Source organism: uncultured Roseobacter sp. (assembly GCF_947491795.1).
Lineage (GTDB): Bacteria > Pseudomonadota > Alphaproteobacteria > Rhodobacterales > Rhodobacteraceae > Roseobacter.
This window is the reverse complement of record NZ_CANLKW010000002.1, coordinates 50,001-70,030: the sequence shown is the minus strand read 5'-3', so window position 1 is coordinate 70,030 and position 20,030 is coordinate 50,001. Positions and strand designations below refer to the sequence as shown.

General features: G+C 61.9%; 18 protein-coding genes and 1 tRNA gene (1 of these 19 only partly in view). 10 read left to right on the top strand and 9 right to left on the bottom strand.

Going from position 1 to position 20,030, the window contains the following annotated elements:
- The first annotated feature begins 78 nt into the window (after nucleotides 1-78).
- From Q1A34_RS07135 to Q1A34_RS07120, 4 genes are all read left to right on the top strand, one after another.
- The gene (locus Q1A34_RS07135; RefSeq protein ID WP_300032495.1) at nucleotides 79-906 is read left to right on the top strand and encodes an ABC transporter ATP-binding protein; all 828 of its coding nucleotides are present in this window, start codon (nucleotides 79-81) and stop codon (nucleotides 904-906) included.
- A 56-nt stretch (nucleotides 907-962) separates the two neighbouring features.
- On the top strand, nucleotides 963-2,168 hold the full coding sequence (locus Q1A34_RS07130; RefSeq protein WP_300032493.1) for a phenylacetate--CoA ligase family protein: 1,206 nt from the start codon (nucleotides 963-965) through the stop codon (nucleotides 2,166-2,168).
- 41 nt (nucleotides 2,169-2,209) lie between these two features.
- Entirely contained in the window at nucleotides 2,210-3,097 is an 888-nt protein-coding gene (locus Q1A34_RS07125) for an alpha/beta hydrolase (protein WP_300032491.1), read from the top strand.
- A gap of 117 nt (nucleotides 3,098-3,214) precedes the next feature.
- Nucleotides 3,215-4,897 carry an iron ABC transporter permease gene (locus Q1A34_RS07120; RefSeq protein ID WP_300032489.1) on the top strand — a complete coding sequence of 561 codons (1,683 nt, stop codon included), beginning with the start codon at nucleotides 3,215-3,217 and terminating at the stop codon, nucleotides 4,895-4,897.
- A gap of 35 nt (nucleotides 4,898-4,932) precedes the next feature.
- On the opposite strand, the gene yghX is transcribed toward Q1A34_RS07120, so the two are convergent.
- The 6 genes from yghX to Q1A34_RS07090 form a co-directional block, all read right to left on the bottom strand.
- A complete protein-coding gene (yghX, locus tag Q1A34_RS07115; protein ID WP_300032487.1) occupies nucleotides 4,933-5,829 on the bottom strand; it encodes a YghX family hydrolase in 897 nt (298 codons plus the stop codon).
- A 99-nt stretch (nucleotides 5,830-5,928) separates the two neighbouring features.
- Nucleotides 5,929-6,954, bottom strand: a complete 1,026-nt coding sequence (locus Q1A34_RS07110) for an extracellular solute-binding protein (RefSeq protein WP_300032485.1) — start codon at nucleotides 6,952-6,954, stop codon at nucleotides 5,929-5,931.
- A gap of 161 nt (nucleotides 6,955-7,115) precedes the next feature.
- On the bottom strand, nucleotides 7,116-7,991 hold the full coding sequence (gene yghU, locus Q1A34_RS07105) for a glutathione-dependent disulfide-bond oxidoreductase (protein ID WP_300032483.1): 876 nt from the start codon (nucleotides 7,989-7,991) through the stop codon (nucleotides 7,116-7,118).
- A 103-nt stretch (nucleotides 7,992-8,094) separates the two neighbouring features.
- On the bottom strand, nucleotides 8,095-8,799 hold the full coding sequence (locus Q1A34_RS07100; RefSeq protein WP_300032481.1) for a DUF1868 domain-containing protein: 705 nt from the start codon (nucleotides 8,797-8,799) through the stop codon (nucleotides 8,095-8,097).
- A 124-nt stretch (nucleotides 8,800-8,923) separates the two neighbouring features.
- Nucleotides 8,924-9,049 (bottom strand): type B 50S ribosomal protein L36, encoded by a 126-nt coding sequence (gene ykgO, locus Q1A34_RS07095; protein WP_005850168.1) that lies wholly within the window; start codon nucleotides 9,047-9,049, stop codon nucleotides 8,924-8,926.
- A gap of 76 nt (nucleotides 9,050-9,125) precedes the next feature.
- Nucleotides 9,126-9,200: transfer RNA gene (locus Q1A34_RS07090), tRNA-Val, on the bottom strand.
- A 149-nt stretch (nucleotides 9,201-9,349) separates the two neighbouring features.
- Here Q1A34_RS07090 and Q1A34_RS07085 point away from each other — a divergent pair.
- Complete coding sequence (locus Q1A34_RS07085) at nucleotides 9,350-10,210, top strand: N-formylglutamate amidohydrolase (RefSeq protein ID WP_300032479.1); 861 nt, start codon at nucleotides 9,350-9,352, stop codon at nucleotides 10,208-10,210.
- A 3-nt stretch (nucleotides 10,211-10,213) separates the two neighbouring features.
- Here Q1A34_RS07085 and Q1A34_RS07080 read toward each other — a convergent pair whose 3' ends face one another.
- The gene (locus Q1A34_RS07080; RefSeq protein WP_300032477.1) at nucleotides 10,214-11,467 is read right to left on the bottom strand and encodes a DNA polymerase IV; all 1,254 of its coding nucleotides are present in this window, start codon (nucleotides 11,465-11,467) and stop codon (nucleotides 10,214-10,216) included.
- A 325-nt stretch (nucleotides 11,468-11,792) separates the two neighbouring features.
- Nucleotides 11,793-12,509 carry an orotidine-5'-phosphate decarboxylase gene (gene pyrF, locus Q1A34_RS07075; RefSeq protein ID WP_300032474.1) on the bottom strand — a complete coding sequence of 239 codons (717 nt, stop codon included), beginning with the start codon at nucleotides 12,507-12,509 and terminating at the stop codon, nucleotides 11,793-11,795.
- Between the two features lie 510 nt (nucleotides 12,510-13,019).
- On the opposite strand from pyrF, the gene clpB reads away from it, so the two are divergent.
- On the top strand, nucleotides 13,020-15,638 hold the full coding sequence (gene clpB, locus Q1A34_RS07070; protein WP_300032472.1) for an ATP-dependent chaperone ClpB: 2,619 nt from the start codon (nucleotides 13,020-13,022) through the stop codon (nucleotides 15,636-15,638).
- Between the two features lie 364 nt (nucleotides 15,639-16,002).
- Nucleotides 16,003-16,887, top strand: coding sequence for a spondin domain-containing protein (locus Q1A34_RS07065; RefSeq protein WP_300032470.1), 885 nt, complete (start codon nucleotides 16,003-16,005; stop codon nucleotides 16,885-16,887).
- 254 nt (nucleotides 16,888-17,141) lie between these two features.
- On the opposite strand, the gene Q1A34_RS07060 is transcribed toward Q1A34_RS07065, so the two are convergent.
- A complete protein-coding gene (locus Q1A34_RS07060) occupies nucleotides 17,142-17,630 on the bottom strand; it encodes a fasciclin domain-containing protein (protein WP_300032468.1) in 489 nt (162 codons plus the stop codon).
- Nucleotides 17,631-17,901: 271 nt separating this feature from the next.
- Here Q1A34_RS07060 and Q1A34_RS07055 point away from each other — a divergent pair, with 271 nt between their 5' ends.
- From Q1A34_RS07055 to msrQ, 3 genes are all read left to right on the top strand, one after another.
- Nucleotides 17,902-18,546 carry an HAD family phosphatase gene (locus Q1A34_RS07055; protein ID WP_300034077.1) on the top strand — a complete coding sequence of 215 codons (645 nt, stop codon included), beginning with the start codon at nucleotides 17,902-17,904 and terminating at the stop codon, nucleotides 18,544-18,546.
- Between the two features lie 103 nt (nucleotides 18,547-18,649).
- Complete coding sequence (gene msrP, locus Q1A34_RS07050; RefSeq protein WP_300032466.1) at nucleotides 18,650-19,555, top strand: protein-methionine-sulfoxide reductase catalytic subunit MsrP; 906 nt, start codon at nucleotides 18,650-18,652, stop codon at nucleotides 19,553-19,555.
- A gap of 26 nt (nucleotides 19,556-19,581) precedes the next feature.
- Nucleotides 19,582-20,030, top strand: partial view of a protein-methionine-sulfoxide reductase heme-binding subunit MsrQ gene (msrQ, locus tag Q1A34_RS07045; RefSeq protein ID WP_300032464.1) — the 5' portion only. It continues 157 nt past the right edge of the window; 449 of the gene's 606 nt are visible here — the first part of the coding sequence; its start codon is at nucleotides 19,582-19,584; its stop codon lies off the right edge, out of view.

Genomic DNA, 20,030 nt, shown 5'->3' with positions numbered 1-20,030 from the left:
GTATTTCCGGAAGGGTGAAGCCCATGCCGGACCTACCCGCTTTTGATCGCTGTTCACGGTTGAAAATCAGGAGTCCCCATGCTGGATGATGTGAAAACGCAGGCTGAGACCGTTCTGGAAGTCAGCAACATCGAGGTGATCTATAACCATGTGATCCTTGTGCTGAAGGGCGTGTCGCTGAATGTGCCCAAGGGGGGCATTACGGCGCTGCTGGGCGGTAACGGGGCGGGCAAGACGACAACCCTGAAGGCGATATCCGGCCTGCTGGCCAGTGAGCGCGGCGAGGTGACCAAAGGGTCGATCCGCTACCGGGGCAATGAGATCCACCACGCGGATCCGGCAGAGACCGTGAAGACCGGGGTGGTGCAGGTCATGGAAGGGCGGCATTGTTTTGAGCATCTGACGGTAGAGGAAAATCTGCTGACCGGTGCCTATACGCGCAAAGATGGCAATGCGGCGATCCAGCAGGATCTGGAGATGGTCTATACCTATTTTCCGCGCCTCAAAGAGCGGCGCAGGAGCCAGGCGGGCTATACGTCGGGCGGGGAGCAGCAGATGACGGCCATTGGCCGCGCGCTGATGTCGCGGCCCGAGACGGTGCTGCTGGATGAGCCCTCGATGGGGCTGGCGCCGCAGCTGGTGGAGCAGATTTTCGAGATCGTGAAGACGATCAACGAGGAGCAGGGGGTGACCATTCTGCTGGCCGAGCAGAACACCAATGTGGCGCTGCGGTTTGCCCATTACGGCTATATTCTGGAATCGGGGCGCGTGGTGATGGACGGGCCTGCCGCTGAGCTTCGCGAGAACCCGGATGTGAAAGAGTTTTATCTGGGCATGTCCGAGGAGGGGCGCAAATCCTTTCGCGATGTGCGCAGTTACCGCCGCCGCAAAAGGTGGCTGAGCTAGAACCGTTTTGCACGCGCCGGGGATATGCCGGGTGCCACAGTCAGAAAGACCTGAGCATGGGTGAGACACCATTTTATGACGACCTGGAAACCCGCAGTGCGGATGCACGCGAGGCGGCGCAGCTGGATATTCTGCGCGCGCAGGTCGCGGCGGTGCGGGCGGCCCAGGACAACTGCCTGCCAGAGGATGTGGTGCTGACCAGCCTTGCGGATCTGGCCGCGCTGCCGGTGCTGCGCAAATCTGATCTGGCGGCCTGGCAAAAGGACAAGCCGCCCTTTGGCGGGATACCGGTGCAGAATGTGGCCCATGTGTTTCAGTCGCCCGGGCCGATTTACGAGCCGGGCGGTGTGACGCATGACTGGTGGCGCATGGGGCGTTTTGTACATGCGCTGGGCATCGGGCCCGGTGATATCGTGCAGAACTGTTTTGGCTATCACCTGACCCCTGCGGGCATGATTTTTGAAAGCGGTGCGCGGGCAGTTGGTGCGGCGGTCCTGCCGGCAGGAACAGGCCAGACCGAGCTGCAGGTTCAGGCGGCCGTGGACATCGGGACGACGGCCTATGCCGGCACGCCGGATTACCTGAAGGTGATCCTGGACAAGGCGGATGAAATGGGGATGTCGCCGGGCATCACCCGGGCGGCGGTCAGTGGCGGGGCGCTCTTTCCGGCCATGCGGCAGGAATATGCGGACCGGGGGATCAGCTGTCTGCAATGCTACGCCACGGCGGATCTGGGCAACATCGCCTATGAAAGCCCGGCGATGGAGGGGATGATCGTGGATGAGGGTGTGATCGTCGAGATCGTGACGCCCGGAACAGGCGTGCCGGTGCCTGCGGGCGAGGTGGGCGAAGTGGTTGTGACCGCGCTGAACCCGGATTATCCGCTGATCCGTTTTGCCACGGGCGATATGAGTGCGGTTCTGCCCGGGGTTTCCCCCTGTGGACGGACCAATATGCGCATCAAAGGCTGGATGGGCCGGGCCGATCAGACCACCAAGATCAAAGGCATGTTTGTGCGCCCCGAACAGGTGGCCGCCCTGGTCGCGCGGCATGTGGAGATTGACCGCGCGCGGGTCATTGCGGACAGGGACGGTGCGCAGGATACCATGACGGTGCAGATCGAGGCCGCGGGCGGTGATCCGGCGGCCTTTGCCGAGAGTGTGGTGGCTGTGCTGAAGATGAAGGCCGGTGTCGAGGTGGTGGCGCCGGGCAGCCTGCCGCGCGACGGGCTTGTGATTGAGGACCGGCGGACCTACGACTGATCAGGAGCTTTGCCGGTTGCAAAGCCGGACAGGGCGGGCCCATGATGCGGTATCTTCTGAGTGTGATTGTGATGGCCGTGACCGCTTGTTCGCCCCCGCAGACAACGCCCCGCCCCGATGTGTCGCCGCTGCGCTTTAATGCGGCTGCAGTGGCCGCGGCGGATGAGGTTGTGGTGATGATCCCCGGAGCGCTGGCCCGGGTGGATATTTTTGAGCCCGCAGAGGCCTGGGAGAGCCCGTCGCGCGCGCTGGTCTGGTACCGGTTTCCCGGGCTGGACGGGCTGGCACCTGAGCCTGCGCTGGTCATTGAGCAGGCGGCTTCCGAAATTGCAGAGCTGATGGCGCAGCACCCGGACAAGGCCTGGCGGTTGCTGGGCTATTCCACGGGCGGGCCGATTGCCATAAGTGCCGCCGAGCAGTTTTCCGGTGATGTGCGGGTTGCGGCGATGTCCTCTGCTGTGGAGCGTGCGGGCGGTCTGGCCACCATGGTGCGCACCAGTGCCGATCTGCTGGCGGCGGCCGCGCGCGTGGGCTCGACCGATCGCAACACCGTCTGGCTGGAATATTACAAAACCCTGCTCTTTGGCCGCCGGGTGCGGGGCGATGCGGCGCTGGATGCCCGTGCCTCCCGGATCACCGACGCGCGTCTGGACGAGATGATCTACCCCGAGCCTGCGCTGCTGGCGGCGCATTCGGACAATCTGCGCAAATGGCGTCTGGCAAACCGGCCCCGGCTGGCAGCGGACCGCCTGCGGTTTTTCATCGGGGGTGAGGACCCGGTGTTCAGCGCTGCTCAGACAGAACGCTTCGCCGCAGAATTCGGTGCGCCGGAAATTGTCCGGTATCCCGGGCAGGGGCATCTGTTGTTTCTGACCGCCCCCGGGGCCTTTGACGATATCCTTGCGTTTTTCAGCGACGCGCCGGGTTGAGCCCCGGGTTTGCGCGGGGGGGTTGTCTTCTGTGGCTGCGACCATCGGGCCATGATTTTGTGATCTGGTGGCCCCTGCCACTCTGGTAATTCCGACAGAAACAGTCAAAAACAGGGTATGGCCGATCAGACCGATATCGCCCCCGGGATGCCCCTGCGTGCCCGCCGCCCCAGAGACGGGCTGCGCGCACTGGGTGGTATGGCCTTTGTGGTGGCGCTTGTCTGTGCGCTGCCCATAGTGGCGGTGGCGCTGGCGGCGCTGAGTGGCGGGACAGAGACGGTCAGCCATCTGGCTCAGACGGTGCTGGGCCGGTACAGCATGACAACGCTGCTTCTGGTGGTGCTTGTCTCTGCCGGGACCTTTGCCATCGGGGTCGGGGCGGCCTGGCTGGTCACCATGACGCGGTTTCCCGGGGTGCGGGTGTTCGAGATCGCCCTGGTGATGCCGCTGGCCTTTCCGGCCTATGTGCTGGCCTATGCCTATACCCATGTGCTGGACCATCCGGGCATCGTGCAGACGTTGCTGCGTGATCTGACAGGCTGGGGGCCGCGTGATTACTGGTTTCCGGAGATCCGTTCCGTCGGTGGCGCGGCGGTGATGCTGGTGCTGGTGCTGTATCCTTATGTCTATCTGCTGGCGCGGGCGGCCTTTCTGCAGCAGTCCGCAACCACCTTTCTGGCGGCGCGCGCGCTGGGGTCGAGCGCATGGGCTGCGTTTTTCCGCATCAGCCTGCCACTGGCCCGCCCCGCGATTGCGGGCGGTGTGTTGCTGGCGGTGATGGAGACCATCGCCGATTTCGGCACGGTGGCCTATTTCGGGGTGCAGACCTTTGCCACGGGCATTTACACCAGCTGGTTTTCCCTGGCGGACCGGGCGGGGGCGGCGCAGCTTGCGCTCTGCCTGCTGAGCTTTGCGCTGCTGCTGGCGATGTTGGAGCGCGCCCAGCGGGGCGGGGCGCAGTATTATGACCCCGCGCGCCGTCAGCAGCCGATGGAGCCTGCGGTGCTGCGCGGCCCGCAGGCCTGGATTGCCATGGTGGCCTGTGCCGTGCCGGTGCTGCTGGGGGCGGCGCTGCCGGTGATCATTCTGCTGACCATGGCCGTGGGATCGGAGCAGGATCTGCTCAGCCCGCGCTATGTCGGATTTATCCGCAACTCGCTGGTGCTGGCCTCGGTCGCGGCGGGGATTACGGTGATCGCGGCCATCTGTGTGGGCTTTTTCCTGCGGCTGCGGCCAGGGCGTGCGGCACGCGGGGCGGCCTATGTGGCGCGTCTGGGCTATGCGGTGCCGGGCGGCGTTATTGCAGTGGGTCTGCTGGTGCCCTTTGCCGCCTTTGACAATGCGCTGGATGCTTTCATGCGCGCACAGTTTGACATCAGCACCGGCCTGTTGGTGACCGGATCAATCTGGTTGCTGGTCGCGGCCTATATGGTGCGCTTTCTGGCCGCTGCCCTGGGCGCTTATGAGGGCGGGCAGGCGCTGGTGCCTGCCAATATGGATGCCGCTGCGCGGTCGCTGGGGCAGACGCCGGGCGGCACGCTGCGGCGGGTGCATCTGCCCATCCTGGCCCCCAGCCTGCTCACGGCGCTGCTGATCGTCTTTGTTGATGTGATGAAAGAACTGCCCGCGACGCTGATCATGCGCCCGTTTAATTTCGACACGCTGGCGGTTCAGGCCTACCGGCTGGCCAGTGATGAACGGCTGGAGGGCGCGGCTGTCCCCAGCCTGGTGATTGTGGCCATCGGGCTGCTGCCGGTGATCCTGATCTGCCGCCAGGTGGGGCGGCAGCGGGGGCGCTGAGGCAGGCGCGGGGCCTGCCTCCTTTGCCACACCTGTCAGGTCAGGTGTTCAGCGAAATGTTCCAGTGTGCGGTCCCAGGCCAGGGTTGCCGCGGCCTCGTCATAGCGCGGGGTGGTATCGTTGTGGAACCCGTGCTGCACGTCGGGATAGAAGTTCACCGTGAACTGCTTCTGGTGCTCTGCCAGCGCCGCGGAATAGGCGGGCCAGCCTGCGTTGATACGTTCGTCCAGCCCTGCGTACTGGATCATCAGCGGGGCTTCGATCTTGGGCACATCCTCTGCCGCGGGCTGGCGTCCGTAAAACGGGACAGAGGCCGCCAGATCCGGATAGGCCACGGCCAGCGCGTTGCACACACCGCCCCCGTAACAAAATCCCACTGCGCCGACTTTGCCGGTGGACCCGTCATGGCCGCGCAGGAATTCAAAGGCGGCAAAGAAGTCAGCCATCAGCTTTGCGCCGTCCATGCTGCGCTGCATTTCGCGGCCTTCCTCATCGGTGCCGGGATAGCCGCCGAGCGGGGACAGACCGTCGGGGCCAAGCGCCAGGTACCCGGCTTTGGCCGTGCGGCGAACGACGTCCTCAATATAGGGGTTCAGGCCACGGTTTTCGTGCACCACCAGAACGGCGGGCAGGGGGCCGGTGGCACCGGCGGGGCGGGCCATCAGCCCTTTGATCGTGCCGTGGCCTTCGGGGCTGGCATATTCGATCACCTCTGTCTCGATGGCGGGATCATCCGGGGCGACCTGCTGGGCCAGTGCGTAATTGGGTTGCAGCTGTTCCAGGATCATCGCGCCGGTGACACCGGCGGCAGCGTATTTTCCGGCACGGTTCAGGAATTCACGTTTGGTCATGGTGCCATGTACATAGCCGTCGAAAATTTCCAGGATGCGGGGGTCAAAGTCTTTGGCGGTTTTACGGGGGCCATTGGTCATCAGGTTTCTCCTGTTGGGTCACCCTGAAAAACATAGGCCGCGCCGACGGGGGGTCGACACGGCCTGCGTTTTTTCAGGTTTGGGAATGCGGCTGGTGGCTTATTCCCAGCCCACCTCGTTAAAGATTTTCTGCGCTGTGGGCACGTTGGCTGCAACCTCGGACAGGTTCACGTCATCGGCCTGGAAGAACCCCAGGGCGGCAACCGAGGGCGACAGGCCGACGCCGGGTACGGCGGGGTATTCGTCATTTCCGGCGGAGAAGTATTGCTGTGCCTGATCAGAGGCCAGGTATTCGAGGAATTTCACGGCGTTTTCCCTGTTGGGCGCATGGGCGGCGATGCCCCCGCCCGAGAGGTTCATATGCGCGCCCTCGGCCCCCTGAGCGGGAAAGACCCAGCCGATACCGGCCATGGCGTCGCTGTCCAGCCCTTTGACATCGCGGCGCAGGGCGCGGGCGAAGTAGTAGGTGTTGGAGATCGAGATATCGCATTCGCCGGAGACAAGGCCGCGCAGCTGGTCGGTGTCACCGCCCTGTGGCGCGCGGGCAAAATTGTCGACCACGCCCTGGGCCCAGGTTCTGGCGGCGTCCTCGCCGTGGTTTTCGATCACCGCGGCCAGCAGTGTCTGCGAGTAGACGTTTGACGAAGATCGGTGACAGACCATGCCCTTGTAGGCCGGATCGGCGAGCGAGACATAGTCACGCGGCGGGTTTTCCACTTCGGTCTTGTCGTAAAAGATGATGCGCGCCCGCTGGGAAAAGCCGAACCACTGATTGTCGGCGTCCTGCAGATAAGAGGGGATGCGCTGTTCGAGAATGTCGCTGTCCGCACTCTGCAACAGGCCCATGTCCCTGGCGCGTGCCAGCCGCGAGGTATCCACCGTCAGCAGGATATCCGCCGGGCTGTTGGCGCCCTCGGCCTGCATGCGCGTCAGCAGCTCGTCTGCCTTGCCTTCGATGCGGTTGATGGTGATGCCGGTGGCTTCGGTGAAATCGGAATAGAGACGTTCGTCGGTATCATAATGGCGCGAGGAATAGAGGTTGAGCTCGCCTTCGGCCAGTGCCAGCGTCGGCGCGGCGGTTGCGGCCAGGGCGATTGTTGCGACGGTCAGTTTGCTAAGGGTCATGTCCGGTGTCCGTTTGAATTTCAGGTGCGGGGTAAATCCCGACTAAAACCATCAGAAACATATCCGGAGACGAGTCGCAAGGAATTCCTGACAAAAACAATATGAAAAGAGGGCGCCGCTGATACTCTCAGCAGGCACCCTCCTTAAAGCGGACTGGAAAATCAGGCGGGATCGCCGATTTTATCCTGGGTCTGTGTGTCAAAGTCGTCCGCGTCGTGGCGTTCGTGCAGCTGCAGTTCCGGCTCGCCAAAGGTGCGGTTGACCATGCGGCCGCGCTGCACAGCCGGTCGTGCATCGATCGCTTTGGCCCAGCGCAACACGTTTTCATAGCTTTCCACATCGAGGAATTCGGCCGCGTCATAGAGGCGGCCAAGCACAAGCTGCCCGTACCATGACCAGATCGCAATATCGGCGATTGTATAGGTGTCGCCTGCGATAAACGCATGATCTGCCAGCTGACGGTCGAGCACATCCAGCTGGCGTTTGGCCTCCATGGAAAAGCGGTTGATCGGGTATTCAAATTTCTCGGGCGCATAGGCATAGAAATGTCCGAAACCGCCGCCCAGATACGGCGCGGACCCCATCTGCCAGAAGAGCCAGGACAGGGTTTCCGCGCGCGCCGCCGGATCGGTGGACATGAATTTTCCAAAGCGTTCGGCCAGGTGCAGCAGGATCGCACCGGATTCGAACACGCGCTGGGGTTCAGCAAAGCTGTGATCGACCAGAGCGGGGATTTTGGAGTTCGGGTTTGCGCCGACAAAGCCGCTGCCAAACTGGTCGCCATCGCCGATTTTGATGAGCCAGGCGTCATATTCCGCCTCTTTGATACCCAGCGCCAGCAGCTCTTCGAGCAGGACGGTGACCTTGACGCCATTGGGTGTGGCCAGCGAGTAAAGCTGCAGCGGGTGTTTGCCCACCGGCAGGTCCTTGTCGTGGGTCGGGCCCGCGATCGGGCGGTTGATGCTGGCAAAGGTGCCGCCGCTTTCGGTCTCCCATGTCCAGACTTTGGGGGGCGTATAGGCGGAAGTATCGGTCATCGTGCGGCCTTTCAGTAAGAGTGTTCTGTGCAGCAGGTATTGTCTTTGCCCGTCTGCGCAAGGTCAGAGCCGGATTTCCTGTCCGCAGAGCCGGTGCGGCCTGTCAGCTGCCCAGAACCAGCAGCTCGGGAAAGGCGTTCATGTCAGCAAAGCTGCAAAAGGCCGGGGGCCTGAGGGGGATGACGGGTGCTGCCCGCACCAGATCGTCCTGGATCGTCTGCAGTTCTTTTTCCCACACAGGCAGCAGATCATCGGGCAGCCAGTCCCGGATATAGGCAAAGGTCATGTGAAAGCTGTAGCTGTCATGGCCGGTATTGCGATAGCCAAAGGGCACGGTCAGCGCGTCGCGCCAGGCGCGCATCGTGTCGCGGTCTGCAGCTGTGGCCCCATCGAGGTTGAGCCCGCCGGGGCGCAGCGCCGTGACAGACACCTGAAAGGGCGGGGGTGGTGCGAAATCGGCGAGGCGCGCTGTCAGGTATTCGGTGACCGCGTCCACAGGGGCCGCGCGGTCCAGTTCTGCGGGCCAGGCGTCTGGCTTCCGGCCTGTTTCGATCACCCCCTCGAAAACGGTCATGTGCAGGCTGTCTTCGGCGGTAAACAGCAGGTGGTCCGCGCCGGGCAGATCCCGGATGGCTGCGCGGGCCTGCAAAACAGCCCTGTGGGCCGGGTCGCTGCGGTCCAGGTGGCACACGACTGTGTTGCCGGCCTCGGGCAGAAACTTTTCCACGGTGTACCGCTGGCCCAGTTTGCGGGGCGGTTTGGGGTTGTTGCGCGCAGCAACGGCGGCGACCTCGTCCCTGACTGTCACTGGCTTTCCCCTTTTGCTCTGTGTCGGCGGCTGCCCACCCGGGTGATAGCCTGCCGGCCGTGCCCGGAACAGAAAAAGCCGCCCCCGGAGGTGCGGCTTTTGATAAAGTGCGTTGCGCGGTGGCTCAGCCCTGACGGGCTTTGAACCGGCGCTGCGTTTTGTTGATCACGTAAACGCGGCCTTTTCTGCGCACAACACGGCAGTCGCGGTGCCGGTTCTTGAGCGAGCGGAGCGAGTTGCGAACCTTCATGGTCTTCTCCTCATGTTGTGGCGCGGGCCAGCGCCGGGGTTGCGGGCGGCCCGGAGATCCGGGCCAGTGAAAGACGTGGTGGGCGATACTGGGATCGAACCAGTGACCCCTTCGATGTCAACGAAGTGCTCTACCGCTGAGCTAATCACCCACGTACCTGCACGCATTCCTTTGCCCCAAACAAAAATGGGGCGCGAAAAGACGCGCCTGTGCCGGGGTCTATAAAAGGAGTCGCCGGGGGGATCAAGAGCTTTTGGCTTTCATATTTTATGCGCTATGCTCTGCCAGGAAGGAATACGAATGTCGCCCAAAGCTTTTGATATCTCTTTGCCGGTTCACCCGGGCTCCTGCGTGGTCTTTGCCTCGCCGCACAGCGGGCGGGATTACCCGTGGTCGATGATGCGCCATTCGGTTCTGGACAACCATGTGATCCGCTCGTCAGAGGATGCATTTGTGGACTGTCTGTTTGAAAGTGCGACAGATTTCGGCTCGGCTTTTCTGCGGGCGGGGGCACCGCGCGCCTTTGTGGATCTCAACCGCAGCCCGGACGAGCTGGACCCTGCGCTGATCAGCGGTGTGCGCCGTCAGGGGCACAATCCGCGCGTGGCCTCGGGGCTGGGGGTGATTCCGCGCGTCGTCGCCAACGGGCGCGCGATCTACAACGGCAAGATCACCCTGAGGGAGGCTCAGGAGCGCCTGGATGCCTACTGGTATCCCTATCATGCGAAGCTGCAGGACCTGCTGGACACCGCTCACCGCCGGTTTGGCCAGACCGTGCTGGTCGATTGCCATTCGATGCCGCATGAGGCCGTGGCCGGAATTGCGCGCAGTGGCGCGACGCGGCCTGATGTGGTGCTGGGAGACCGGTTCGGCGCTGCGGCTTCGGGCGATGTGGTTGACCGGGTCGAGGCCGCTTTCGTCACAGCCGGGTTCACTGTGGCGCGCAACGCCCCCTTTGCCGGAGCCTATATCGCCCAGGCCTATGGGCGGCCCGCGCGCGCGCAACATGCCGTGCAGGTCGAGATTGACCGCTCGCTCTATATGCACGAGAGCACGATCAAGCCGAACGAGAACTTTGACGCGGTGCGGACCGCGCTGCGCGGTGTCGTGGCCGAGATTGCCCAGATCGGTCAGGGCCGCATTCCACTGGCGGCTGAATAGAGCTCAGCGCAGGGCGCGGCCTTTCAGGATTGCATCCGGACCAAATCGCGCCCGTATCCTGTCTGTTGCGCGTTCGGCTTCCGTACGGGTGCGCGCCTCCGGGTCCAGCAGATCGCCCGACCGGTCGGCATCGCTGGCGCCGGTCAGATCAGAAAGCCCGCAGCCCAGGAGCCTGTACGGCCCCTGATCACCGACCTGATCAAAGAGCCCGCGCGCGGTCCGGTAGACCGTATCGGCCATCTGGGTCGCATCCCGCAGGCTGACCCGGCGACTGAGCAGCGAATGATCCGCGCGCTTGAGTTTGAGCGTGACGACACGGCCCGCCATGTTTTTGGCCTTGGCCCGGTCGGCCACCTTTTCGGCCATGCGCCACAGGTGGCCGTCCAGCAGGTCCGGATCGCTGGTGTCCTCGTGGAATGTCGTTTCGTTTGAGATGGATTTCATCGGTGCATGGGCAGAGACACGGCGGCGGTCCTGGCCGCGCGCCAGATGCCAGAGCCTGTCCCCCATAGACCCGAAGCGGGCGACCAGATCGGTGCGTTCCCACCGCAGCAGATCGGCAAAGGTGCGGATGCCGGCCTTGTCCAGCGAGGCCTGGGCCGCCTGACCCACGCCCCAGATCAGCCGCACGGGCTTGTCGCGCAGAAAGTCATCCGTTTCAGCTTTGCCGATCACGGAAAACCCGTGCGGTTTGTTCATATCAGAGGCGACCTTGGCCAGGAATTTGTTGTGGCTGAGCCCGATGGACCCGGTCAGCCCCAGCTCGGTGCGCATCCGCCGGATCAGGCGTGCGAGCATCACCGCAGGCGGCGCGCCGTGCAGACGGGCGGTGCCCGACAGATCCATAAACGCCTCGTCCAGCGACAGGGGTTCAATGTCCGGGGTCATCTCTTCCATCATCTGACGTATGGCGCGCGACACCTCCACATAGGCCTCCATGCGCGGTTTGATGATCACCGCCTCCGGGCAGAGTTTCAGGGCCTGGAACATGGGCATGGCTGAGCGCACGCCCCGGATCCGTGCGACGTAACAGGCGGTCGAGACAACGCCCCGCCTGCCGCCACCGATGATCACCGGTTTGTCCTGCAACGACGGGTCGTCTCGTTTCTCTACCGAAGCATAGAAAGCATCGCAGTCCATATGGGCAATGGAGAGGTCCCGCAGTTCGGGGTGCGATACGATGCGCGGGCTGGCACAGGCCGGGCAGCGGCGTCCGGCGTCAAACTCTTTCAGGCAGTCACGGCAGAGGGCGGGCATGTTCAGGGCTTTGGAAACTGAGGGTGCTGGTTCAGTCTAACCGGTCTGCGCGCCGATGAACACGCCCGGCCTGCACCCTTTGACATGAAAAACCCCCCGCTGCCTGAAGCGGGGGGAGGTAACGAACCTCAGGAAGACATGGTCCGTTGGGGAGTATCACCTTACGTCAACTTACCACTCATAGGTGAATCTACCGAGAGGATTCTCCCGCATCCGAACTACATCATGTTGTCTGTTGTGCTTCAGCCACAGTTTGTTGAGTAAAAAGCTGGGTGATTCGTCACCCCTCTCCGGCCTGTGCACAACTTTAAATAATGTTGCGGATTCAGCGGTTTGGGCTGTGGGCCTGTGGGCTTTGCAGCTCTGACTGGATGGCCCGCGCGGCGGCTGCAGGGTCCCGGGCTGTCCAGACGGGACGCCCGACCACAATATGATCCGCTCCATCGGCCACGGCCTCGGCAGGTGTTGCGACTCGCTTCTGATCGCCCAGATCGGCACCCGCAGGGCGCACACCCGGCGTCACGATCAGCCTGCCTTCGGCCTCTGGCAGGGCACGGATCAGAGCCGCCTCCTGCGGTGAGGCGATCACACCGTCTGCGCCCGCCTCGAATGCACGTGCGGCCCGGGTCCGGACCAGATCGGGGATGTCGCCGGGCACAATCATTCCCGCATCAAGATCATGGCGGTCCAGCGAGGTCAGGATGGTCACGGCGAGAATTTTCGTCTGCGAGCCACCGGCCCCCTCGCGTGCGGCGCGCACCACATGCGGGTCACCATGCACGGTCAGAAAATCGAGCTCGAACTGTGCCAGACCCCTGACGGCGGCCTCGACGGTGGCGCCGATGTCAAAAAGCTTCATATCCAGGAAAATGCGTTTGCCGTGTTCCTGTTTGAGCTCATTGGCAAGGGCCAGGCCTCCGCCTGTCAGCATCCCCAGTCCGATTTTGTAAAAGCTGACCGCATCGCCGATCTGTTCGGCCAGTTTCAGCCCGGCCAGCGCATCGGGCACATCCAGTGCTACAATCAGTCTGTCATCCGTCATTTCAGATCCCCCGGCATGTCGCAGCGTGATTAGGCGCGCGGGTCGGGAATGTCTATGCGGGCACAGTAAAAACCCGGAACATGCGGTACTCCATGTTCCGGGTAAACTGTCAGTCAGTCTGAATGCATCGCAGGAAACCACTCCGGGGAAGCGGTCGGGTTTCCCCTGCGCGATGCGCCGTCTGATGTCAGGCAGGCAAAACAGGCCCACTCGTTACGCTGTTGGCGCTGGCGTTCATTGAGATGCCACCTGTTTTACGCCCCCACATCAGCTTTTTACCAGGGCCGGCCGGGCGGGTAACGGGGAATGGGCGCCGCCGTTTCCCACCGGCTGTCTGATCGGGATCAAAGCGGCCTGTCGCGCATTCCTGTAGTTTGCGGTCATGGGGATGGACGTGCGGTCTTGAAGCCGGGCGTTTTTGTCACCAGTTAACACATGAGGCCTCAGACGCTGGTATGCCGCTCAGACGGGTGCCGCGCAGGACAGGCGCTTGGACAAAGGAGAACGACCATGGACTTGAACAGGTTCACGGAGCGGTCGCGCGGTTTCATTCAGGCCGCCCAGACCATCGCAACACGGGACAGCCACCAGAGGCTGGCACCGGAGCATCTGCTCAAAGCTTTGCTGGATGATGACCAGGGATTTGCATCCAATCTGATCCAGGCAGCGGGTGGCAGACCCGCGCGGGTGAAGGATGCGCTGGAGCTGGCCCTGGGCAAGATGCCCAAAGTCACCGGCGATGCAGCGCAGGTCTATCTGGACAACACAACACAGAAGGTGCTGGCAGAGGCGGATGCGCTGGCCAAAAAAGCCGGGGACAGTTTTGTGCCTGCAGAACGTCTGCTGATGGCGCTGGCCATGGTCAAATCGGGTGCCAAGACGGCGCTGGATGCGGGCGATGTGTCTGCTCAGGCGCTGAACACGGCCATCAACGATGTGCGCAAAGGGCGCACGGCGGATACGGCCACAGCCGAGGATGGCTATGACGCGCTGAAGAAATACGCGATGGATCTGACGGAACGTGCCGAGGCGGGCAGGATTGACCCGATCATCGGGCGCGACGAGGAAATCCGCCGCACAATGCAGGTGCTGAGCCGCCGCACCAAGAACAACCCGGTGCTGATTGGCGAGCCGGGTGTCGGTAAGACCGCCATTGCAGAGGGTCTTGCCCTGCGGATCGTGAACGGCGATGTGCCGGAATCCCTGCGCAACAAAAAGCTGCTGGCGCTGGATATGGGTGCGCTGATCGCCGGGGCCAAATACCGTGGTGAGTTTGAGGAGCGTCTCAAGGCCGTTCTGACCGAAGTGACTGAGGCAGCAGGCGAGATCATCCTCTTTATCGACGAGATGCATACGCTGGTCGGTGCCGGCAAAGCCGATGGCGCGATGGATGCGGCCAACCTGATCAAGCCTGCGCTGGCGCGTGGCGAGTTGCACTGTGTCGGTGCCACGACGCTGGATGAATACCGCAAGTATGTCGAGAAGGACGCGGCCCTTGCGCGGCGCTTTCAGCCTGTGATGATCCTGGAGCCGACGGTCGAGGATACGGTCAGCATTCTGCGCGGCATCAAGGAAAAATACGAGCTGCACCACGGGGTCCGCATTTCGGACAGTGCCCTGGTGTCGGCGGCGACGCTGAGCCACCGCTATATCACTGACCGGTTCCTGCCTGACAAGGCGATTGACCTGGTGGATGAGGCCGCATCGCGTCTGCGTATGGAAGTGGACAGCAAGCCCGAAGAGCTTGATGCGCTGGACCGCCAGATCATGCAGCTGCAGATCGAGGCCGAGGCCCTCAAGAAAGAGGATGATGCGGCATCGACCGATCGTCTGGAGCGGTTGGAAAAAGAGCTGTCAGGACTGATGCAGCAGAGCACCGAGATGACGGCACGCTGGCAGGCGGAGCGGGACAAACTGGCGGGTGCGCGCGATATCAAGGCGCAGCTGGATCATGCCCGCGCCGAGCTGGAGATCGCCAAGCGCGAGGGCAATCTCGGCAAGGCGGGTGAGCTGTCTTATGGTGTGATCCCGCAGCTGGAAAAACAGCTCGAAGCGGCAGAGAACCATGACGATAATGACGTGATGGTCGAAGAGGCCGTGCGGCCTGAGCAGATCGCAAGTGTTGTCGAGCGCTGGACAGGTATCCCCGCCGGGCGGATGCTGGAAGGCGAGCGCGACAAGCTGCTGCGCATGGAAGACCAGCTGCATAACCGTGTGATCGGTCAGGACAAGGCCGTGCGGTCGGTCGCCAATGCGGTGCGCCGTGCACGCGCGGGTCTGAATGACGAAAACCGGCCCCTGGGCTCCTTCCTGTTTCTGGGGCCGACCGGCGTGGGCAAGACCGAGCTGACCAAGGCGGTGGCCGAATTCCTCTTTGATGATGACAGCGCGATGGTGCGTATTGATATGTCGGAGTTCATGGAGAAACATTCGGTGGCCCGTCTGATCGGTGCGCCTCCGGGCTATGTCGGCTATGACGAGGGCGGGGTGCTGACCGAAGCGGTGCGGCGCAGACCCTATCAGGTTGTGCTGTTCGACGAGGTCGAAAAGGCGCATCCGGACGTGTTCAACGTGCTGCTGCAGGTGCTGGATGACGGAATGCTGACCGATGGTCAGGGCCGGACGGTGGATTTCAAGCAGACGCTGATCATTCTGACGTCGAACCTCGGCGCCCAGGCGCTCAGCCACCTGCCGGACGGCGCCGACCCTGCGGACGCGCACCGGGATGTGAGGGATGCGGTCAACGCGCATTTCCGGCCCGAGTTCCTGAACCGTCTGGACGAGACGATCATTTTTGATCGCCTGAGCCGTGACAATATGGACGGTATTGTCACCATCCAGATGGCGCGTCTGCTCAAACGTCTGGCAGGCCGCAAGATCACGCTGGACCTGGACGACGGTGCCCGCAAATGGCTGGCGGACGAGGGCTATGACCCGGTTTATGGTGCCCGACCGCTCAAACGGGTGATCCAGCGCGCGCTGCAGAACCCGCTGGCAGAGATGCTGCTGGCCGGTGACGTGAAAGACGGCGACACCATCGGGGTCAGCGCGGGCAACGAGGGCCTGATCATCGGCGACCGGGTAGCGGCCAGTAACAGGCCCAAACCGGATGATGCGGTTATTCACTGATCATTTGTGAAGAACGTGGAAGGCCCGCTCTGGCGGGCCTTTAGTCATTCTCGGGGCGGTGTTGCGTTTGGCAACAGGGCCACGGTTGCTGCAAAGCACAGGCACGATTTTAAACATCTCTTGTTCAGTCAAATGAAACGGCAGGCGCGCCTTTGTGAGGCCCGCGGTTTTTCAGTGTGACATCCCATTGCTGTCAGGTCGCACGTTTCCGAAAACAACCCGATCACCTGCGGTATCACCATCTCGTGAATCCATTGTGTTCGCTATCACTGAGACGTGTATCATTTGTGTAGAGCGCCTCTGGTACCACGCAACGGTAATCGTTTTTTACACCAAAAACAGAAAACCGTACCGGGAGCGCACGATGCATAAATTACTCACTACAACCCTTTTGGCTGCCACGTCACTGGCGGCATTCAGCGCCGCGGCTAACGCCACCACGCTGCAGATCAGCGTGACACACAACGGCACGACGCCGCTGTTCATCACGCCGCTTTATACCGCTTTTCACGATGGCGGATTTGATCCGGTAACCATCGGGGAAACCGCATCCGTCGGGCTCAAAAATCTTGCGGAGACCGGACGGTTCGGACCTGCGTCCGACGCTACCTCAATCGCAAATCAACGGGCCAGAGAAGGCGGCGGTGGCGTGCCTGCGCCGGTATTTGGCGATGCAGGTCCGGGGCCGATTTTTTCTCCTGGCATCGGCCCGGGACAAGCCGGCGGTGACGCAGGTTCGACAATCGTGGAAATCGCTGATCCTGCTGATGATCGGTTCTTTACTTTTCTGTCGATGATCCTGCCATCCAATGACACATTTATTGCCAATCTTGATCCGATTGAGATTTTCGGCCTGGATGGCGCTTTTCTGGGTCCGCAAACAATCGTCGTGGACGGGAATAATGTGTTTGATGCCGGGACCGAGCTGAACGACCTGAGCGTGAGCGGAGGGGCCGCTTTTGTCCAGGGGGCTGACATCACTTCGGGTGCCCTCGAAAGTGGCACAATTCAACAGGCTCTTGGTCTGGACTTTGGCACCGGGATCGATCTGGCGCCTCCGGGCTCTGACTCTTCACTGCCGCCGCTGGCGACACTGAGCGGTTTCTTTGACTTCACATCCTCGGACTTCAATCTTCTGACGATTGAAATTACCGAATTAACCCCGGAACCCGTTCCGGTTCCGGCATCGGGACTGTTGCTGCTGGCTGGTGTCGGCGGCCTGATTACAGCGCGCCGCCGCAAAGCGTAAAGCTTCAGGACGACCTGAGAAAGGGGCTCTGCACATAGCTGCGGAGCCCTGTTTTTGTTGATGGACGGCTTAAGAGGATGCGTTGAGAACAAACTGTGGACGGCTCCCCTGTCCCAGACCGCCCTCTGAGGAGAAGCAGACTGTAGCCCTTTTGAATTCTGTCATTGGTGCAGTGCAAACAAGTGACCCTGCACTCTGGACGCACACAATCTGTCGTGGTGCGCGCCCGGGGTTAGCCGGGCGCGCCACAGGGTTTACGCTTCCGGCGGCAGGATCACGCTGTCGATCACGTGGATCACGCCGTTGGAAGTTTCGATATCAGCCGATGTCACGGTGGCATCGTTGATCATCACGCCGTTGTCCAGATCGATGGTGATCTCGGAGCCCTGCACAGTCGCCGCTGTCATATCGTCCGTCAGGTCTGTGGACATGACTTTGCCCGGCACAACGTGATAAGTCAGGATGGCGATCAGCTGGTCCTTGTTCTCGGGCTTGAGCAGTGTTTCGACGGTGCCTTCGGGCAGTGCCGCGAATGCCTCATCTGTCGGGGCAAAGACGGTGAAGGGGCCTTCGCTTTTGAGCGTGTCCACCAGATCAGCGGCGCTCACTGCGGCAACGAGCGTTTCAAAGGTGCCTGCGTTCACGGCCGTGTCGACGATGTCCTTTTTGTAGCTGCCGGCGATGGCGGCTGTACCTGCGATTGCGGCGGCGGCGGTCAGGCTGATGAATGTCTTGCGAAACATATGGTGTCTCCTGTTTGTTGCTACACTTGGTCTGCCGTGATCGGCATTGTGAGTTAGACGCAGGACACGACGTTTCGGTTCACCGGGGTTTTCCGCCAGGGTCGTTTGACAGGCAAAGGCAGCGCCCTAAGCCGGGGGCCATTTTGGTTTCCAATAACAAAAATGTCAGGAGATCACCGGATTTGCCGGTGATCCGCGTGGATTGCGATTGACGCGGAGCAGGCGGCACCCGCAAACATCCCGGACAGGGAAAAGGAACAGTGCTTTGAAGATGCCGCCCGAAATGGTGATTTTTGACTGTGACGGCGTGCTGGTGGACAGTGAGCCGCTGACCGATGTGGTGATCCGGGACAGCCTGGGCCGCCACGGGCTGCAGATCAGTCTGCATGAGATTTCCGATCTGTTTCTGGGCGGCACAATTGCCGGTGTCATGAAGACAGCACGTGATCTGGGCGCTGATCTGCCGGACGACTGGGTCGACACTATATATACAGAAATATTTGACGTGCTGGAGAAGGACGTCCAGGCGGTGCCCGGAGCGCTGGCTGTTCTGGATGCGCTGGACGCGGCGGGCATCGTCTATGCCGTCGGGTCCAACGGGCCGCATCGCAAAATGGAGATCACGCTGCGCCGCACCGGTATGGCCGATCGTCTGACAGGCCGGGTGTGGTCGCGCGAGGATGTGCCCAACCCCAAACCCGCGCCGGACGTCTATCTGGCTGCGGCCCGGGCCGAGGGGATTGCGCCCGAACGCTGCGTGGTGATCGAGGACAGCGCAAACGGTGCCCGGGCGGGGAAGGCTGCTGGCATCTGGACCTTAGGTTATGCGGCACACACCGGCCGCGCGCGGCTGGAAGACGTGTGTGATGCGGTGTTCGACAGCATGGACGAACTGCCCGGACTGCTGGGTCTCTGACGCCCTTCGTTACAGTCCGCTGTCCGGATTGTGAGACAAATTCGTTTGGACGTGACGGTGCGGGCCTCTACATCAGTGCAAAGAGTATGAACCGGAGTACCCGATGGCTTTGCGCTGGAAGAACACACTTAAGGACCACCACGTCACAGATGAGGCGGTTTATCTGAACCGTCGCCAGATCATGGGCGCGGCTGTCGCTGGCATAGGCCTTGCTGCTGCGGGTGGCCGGGCAGCCGCTGCTGAAGAGCTGGAACCCAACTCCTGGGAAGACATTACGCAGTACAACAACTTTTATGAATTTGGCACGGACAAGGGCGATCCGGCCCGCTATGCCGAAGCGCTGACCATCGACCCTTGGAGCGTGAAGATCGACGGAATGGTCGATAACCCGGGCGACTATGCCTTTGAGGATATCATGAAGGCGATGACCATCGAGGAGCGGCTTTACCGCTTCCGCTGTGTCGAGGCCTGGTCGATGGTGATCCCCTGGAATGGTTTTGAGCTGGCAGATATGCTGCAGATGGCCGGCGTACAGAGCGGCGCGAAATATGTGCGCTTTGAAACGCTTTACCGCCCTGACGAGATGCACGGCCAGAAAGCGGCCTGGATAGACTGGCCCTATGTCGAGGGGCTGCGCTTGGATGAGGCCATGCACCCCCTGACCATTATGGCCACCGGCATCTACGGGCGGGACATTCCGAAACAGAATGGTGCACCGCTGCGTCTGGTGGTGCCATGGAAGTACGGGTTCAAATCGATCAAATCGATTGTGCGGATCACACTGACGGATGAGCAGCCCGTAAACACCTGGCAGCAACTTCAGCCGCGCGAGTACGGCTTTTATTCCAACGTGAACCCCGAAGTGGATCACCCGCGCTGGACCCAGGCCACGGAACGCGTGATCGGTGGCGGGCTTTTCTCTCCGCGTGTGCCGACGCTGATGTTCAACGGCTATGAGGAAGAAGTGGCATCACTGTATGATGGCATGGACCTGAGAAAGTTTTACTGAACACTTCAGCGGTACAGGATTACAGTATGACTGTTACAGACCGCATCAATGCCCTGGCGCGCCGCGTGCCTGCCTGGGTTCTCTACATACTGATGGTCCTGCCGGTGCCCTGGTTGCTCTGGCTGGCGCAGACCGGCGGGCTGGGGCGTGAACCCATCCAGGCGCTGGAGCATGAGTTGGGCGAGATTGCCCTGCAACTGCTGATTGCCGGGCTGGCCATTACACCGCTACGCCGGCATCTGGGGATTAACCTGATCAAATTCCGGCGGGCTCTGGGTCTGATTGCCTTCTTCTATGTATCGCTGCACCTGCTGGTCTGGCTGGTGCTCGACGTGGGTATCCTCAGTCAGATCTGGACCGATATTGTCAAAAGACCCTACATCACCATCGGCATGCTGTCGTTTCTGCTGATGATCCCGCTGGCCGTGACCTCCAATAACCTGTCGGTCCGGCGTCTGGGGCCTGGATGGCGCAG

Bases quoted from the DNA above. Each gene is read 5' to 3' on its own strand.
- Q1A34_RS07135 (WP_300032495.1), top strand. From the start codon at position 79: ATGCTGGATGATGTGAAAACGCAGGCTGAGACCGTTCTGGAAGTCAGC.
- Q1A34_RS07130 (WP_300032493.1), top strand. From the start codon at position 963: ATGGGTGAGACACCATTTTATGACGACCTGGAAACCCGCAGTGCGGAT.
- Q1A34_RS07125 (WP_300032491.1), top strand. From the start codon at position 2,210: ATGATGCGGTATCTTCTGAGTGTGATTGTGATGGCCGTGACCGCTTGT.
- Q1A34_RS07120 (WP_300032489.1), top strand. From the start codon at position 3,215: ATGGCCGATCAGACCGATATCGCCCCCGGGATGCCCCTGCGTGCCCGC.
- yghX (WP_300032487.1), bottom strand. From the start codon at position 5,829: ATGACCAATGGCCCCCGTAAAACCGCCAAAGACTTTGACCCCCGCATC.
- Q1A34_RS07110 (WP_300032485.1), bottom strand. From the start codon at position 6,954: ATGACCCTTAGCAAACTGACCGTCGCAACAATCGCCCTGGCCGCAACC.
- yghU (WP_300032483.1), bottom strand. From the start codon at position 7,991: ATGACCGATACTTCCGCCTATACGCCCCCCAAAGTCTGGACATGGGAG.
- ykgO (WP_005850168.1), bottom strand. From the start codon at position 9,049: ATGAAGGTTCGCAACTCGCTCCGCTCGCTCAAGAACCGGCACCGCGAC.
- Q1A34_RS07085 (WP_300032479.1), top strand. From the start codon at position 9,350: ATGTCGCCCAAAGCTTTTGATATCTCTTTGCCGGTTCACCCGGGCTCC.
- Q1A34_RS07080 (WP_300032477.1), bottom strand. From the start codon at position 11,467: ATGCCCGCCCTCTGCCGTGACTGCCTGAAAGAGTTTGACGCCGGACGC.
- pyrF (WP_300032474.1), bottom strand. From the start codon at position 12,509: ATGACGGATGACAGACTGATTGTAGCACTGGATGTGCCCGATGCGCTG.
- clpB (WP_300032472.1), top strand. From the start codon at position 13,020: ATGGACTTGAACAGGTTCACGGAGCGGTCGCGCGGTTTCATTCAGGCC.
- Q1A34_RS07065 (WP_300032470.1), top strand. From the start codon at position 16,003: ATGCATAAATTACTCACTACAACCCTTTTGGCTGCCACGTCACTGGCG.
- Q1A34_RS07060 (WP_300032468.1), bottom strand. From the start codon at position 17,630: ATGTTTCGCAAGACATTCATCAGCCTGACCGCCGCCGCCGCAATCGCA.
- Q1A34_RS07055 (WP_300034077.1), top strand. From the start codon at position 17,902: ATGCCGCCCGAAATGGTGATTTTTGACTGTGACGGCGTGCTGGTGGAC.
- msrP (WP_300032466.1), top strand. From the start codon at position 18,650: ATGGCTTTGCGCTGGAAGAACACACTTAAGGACCACCACGTCACAGAT.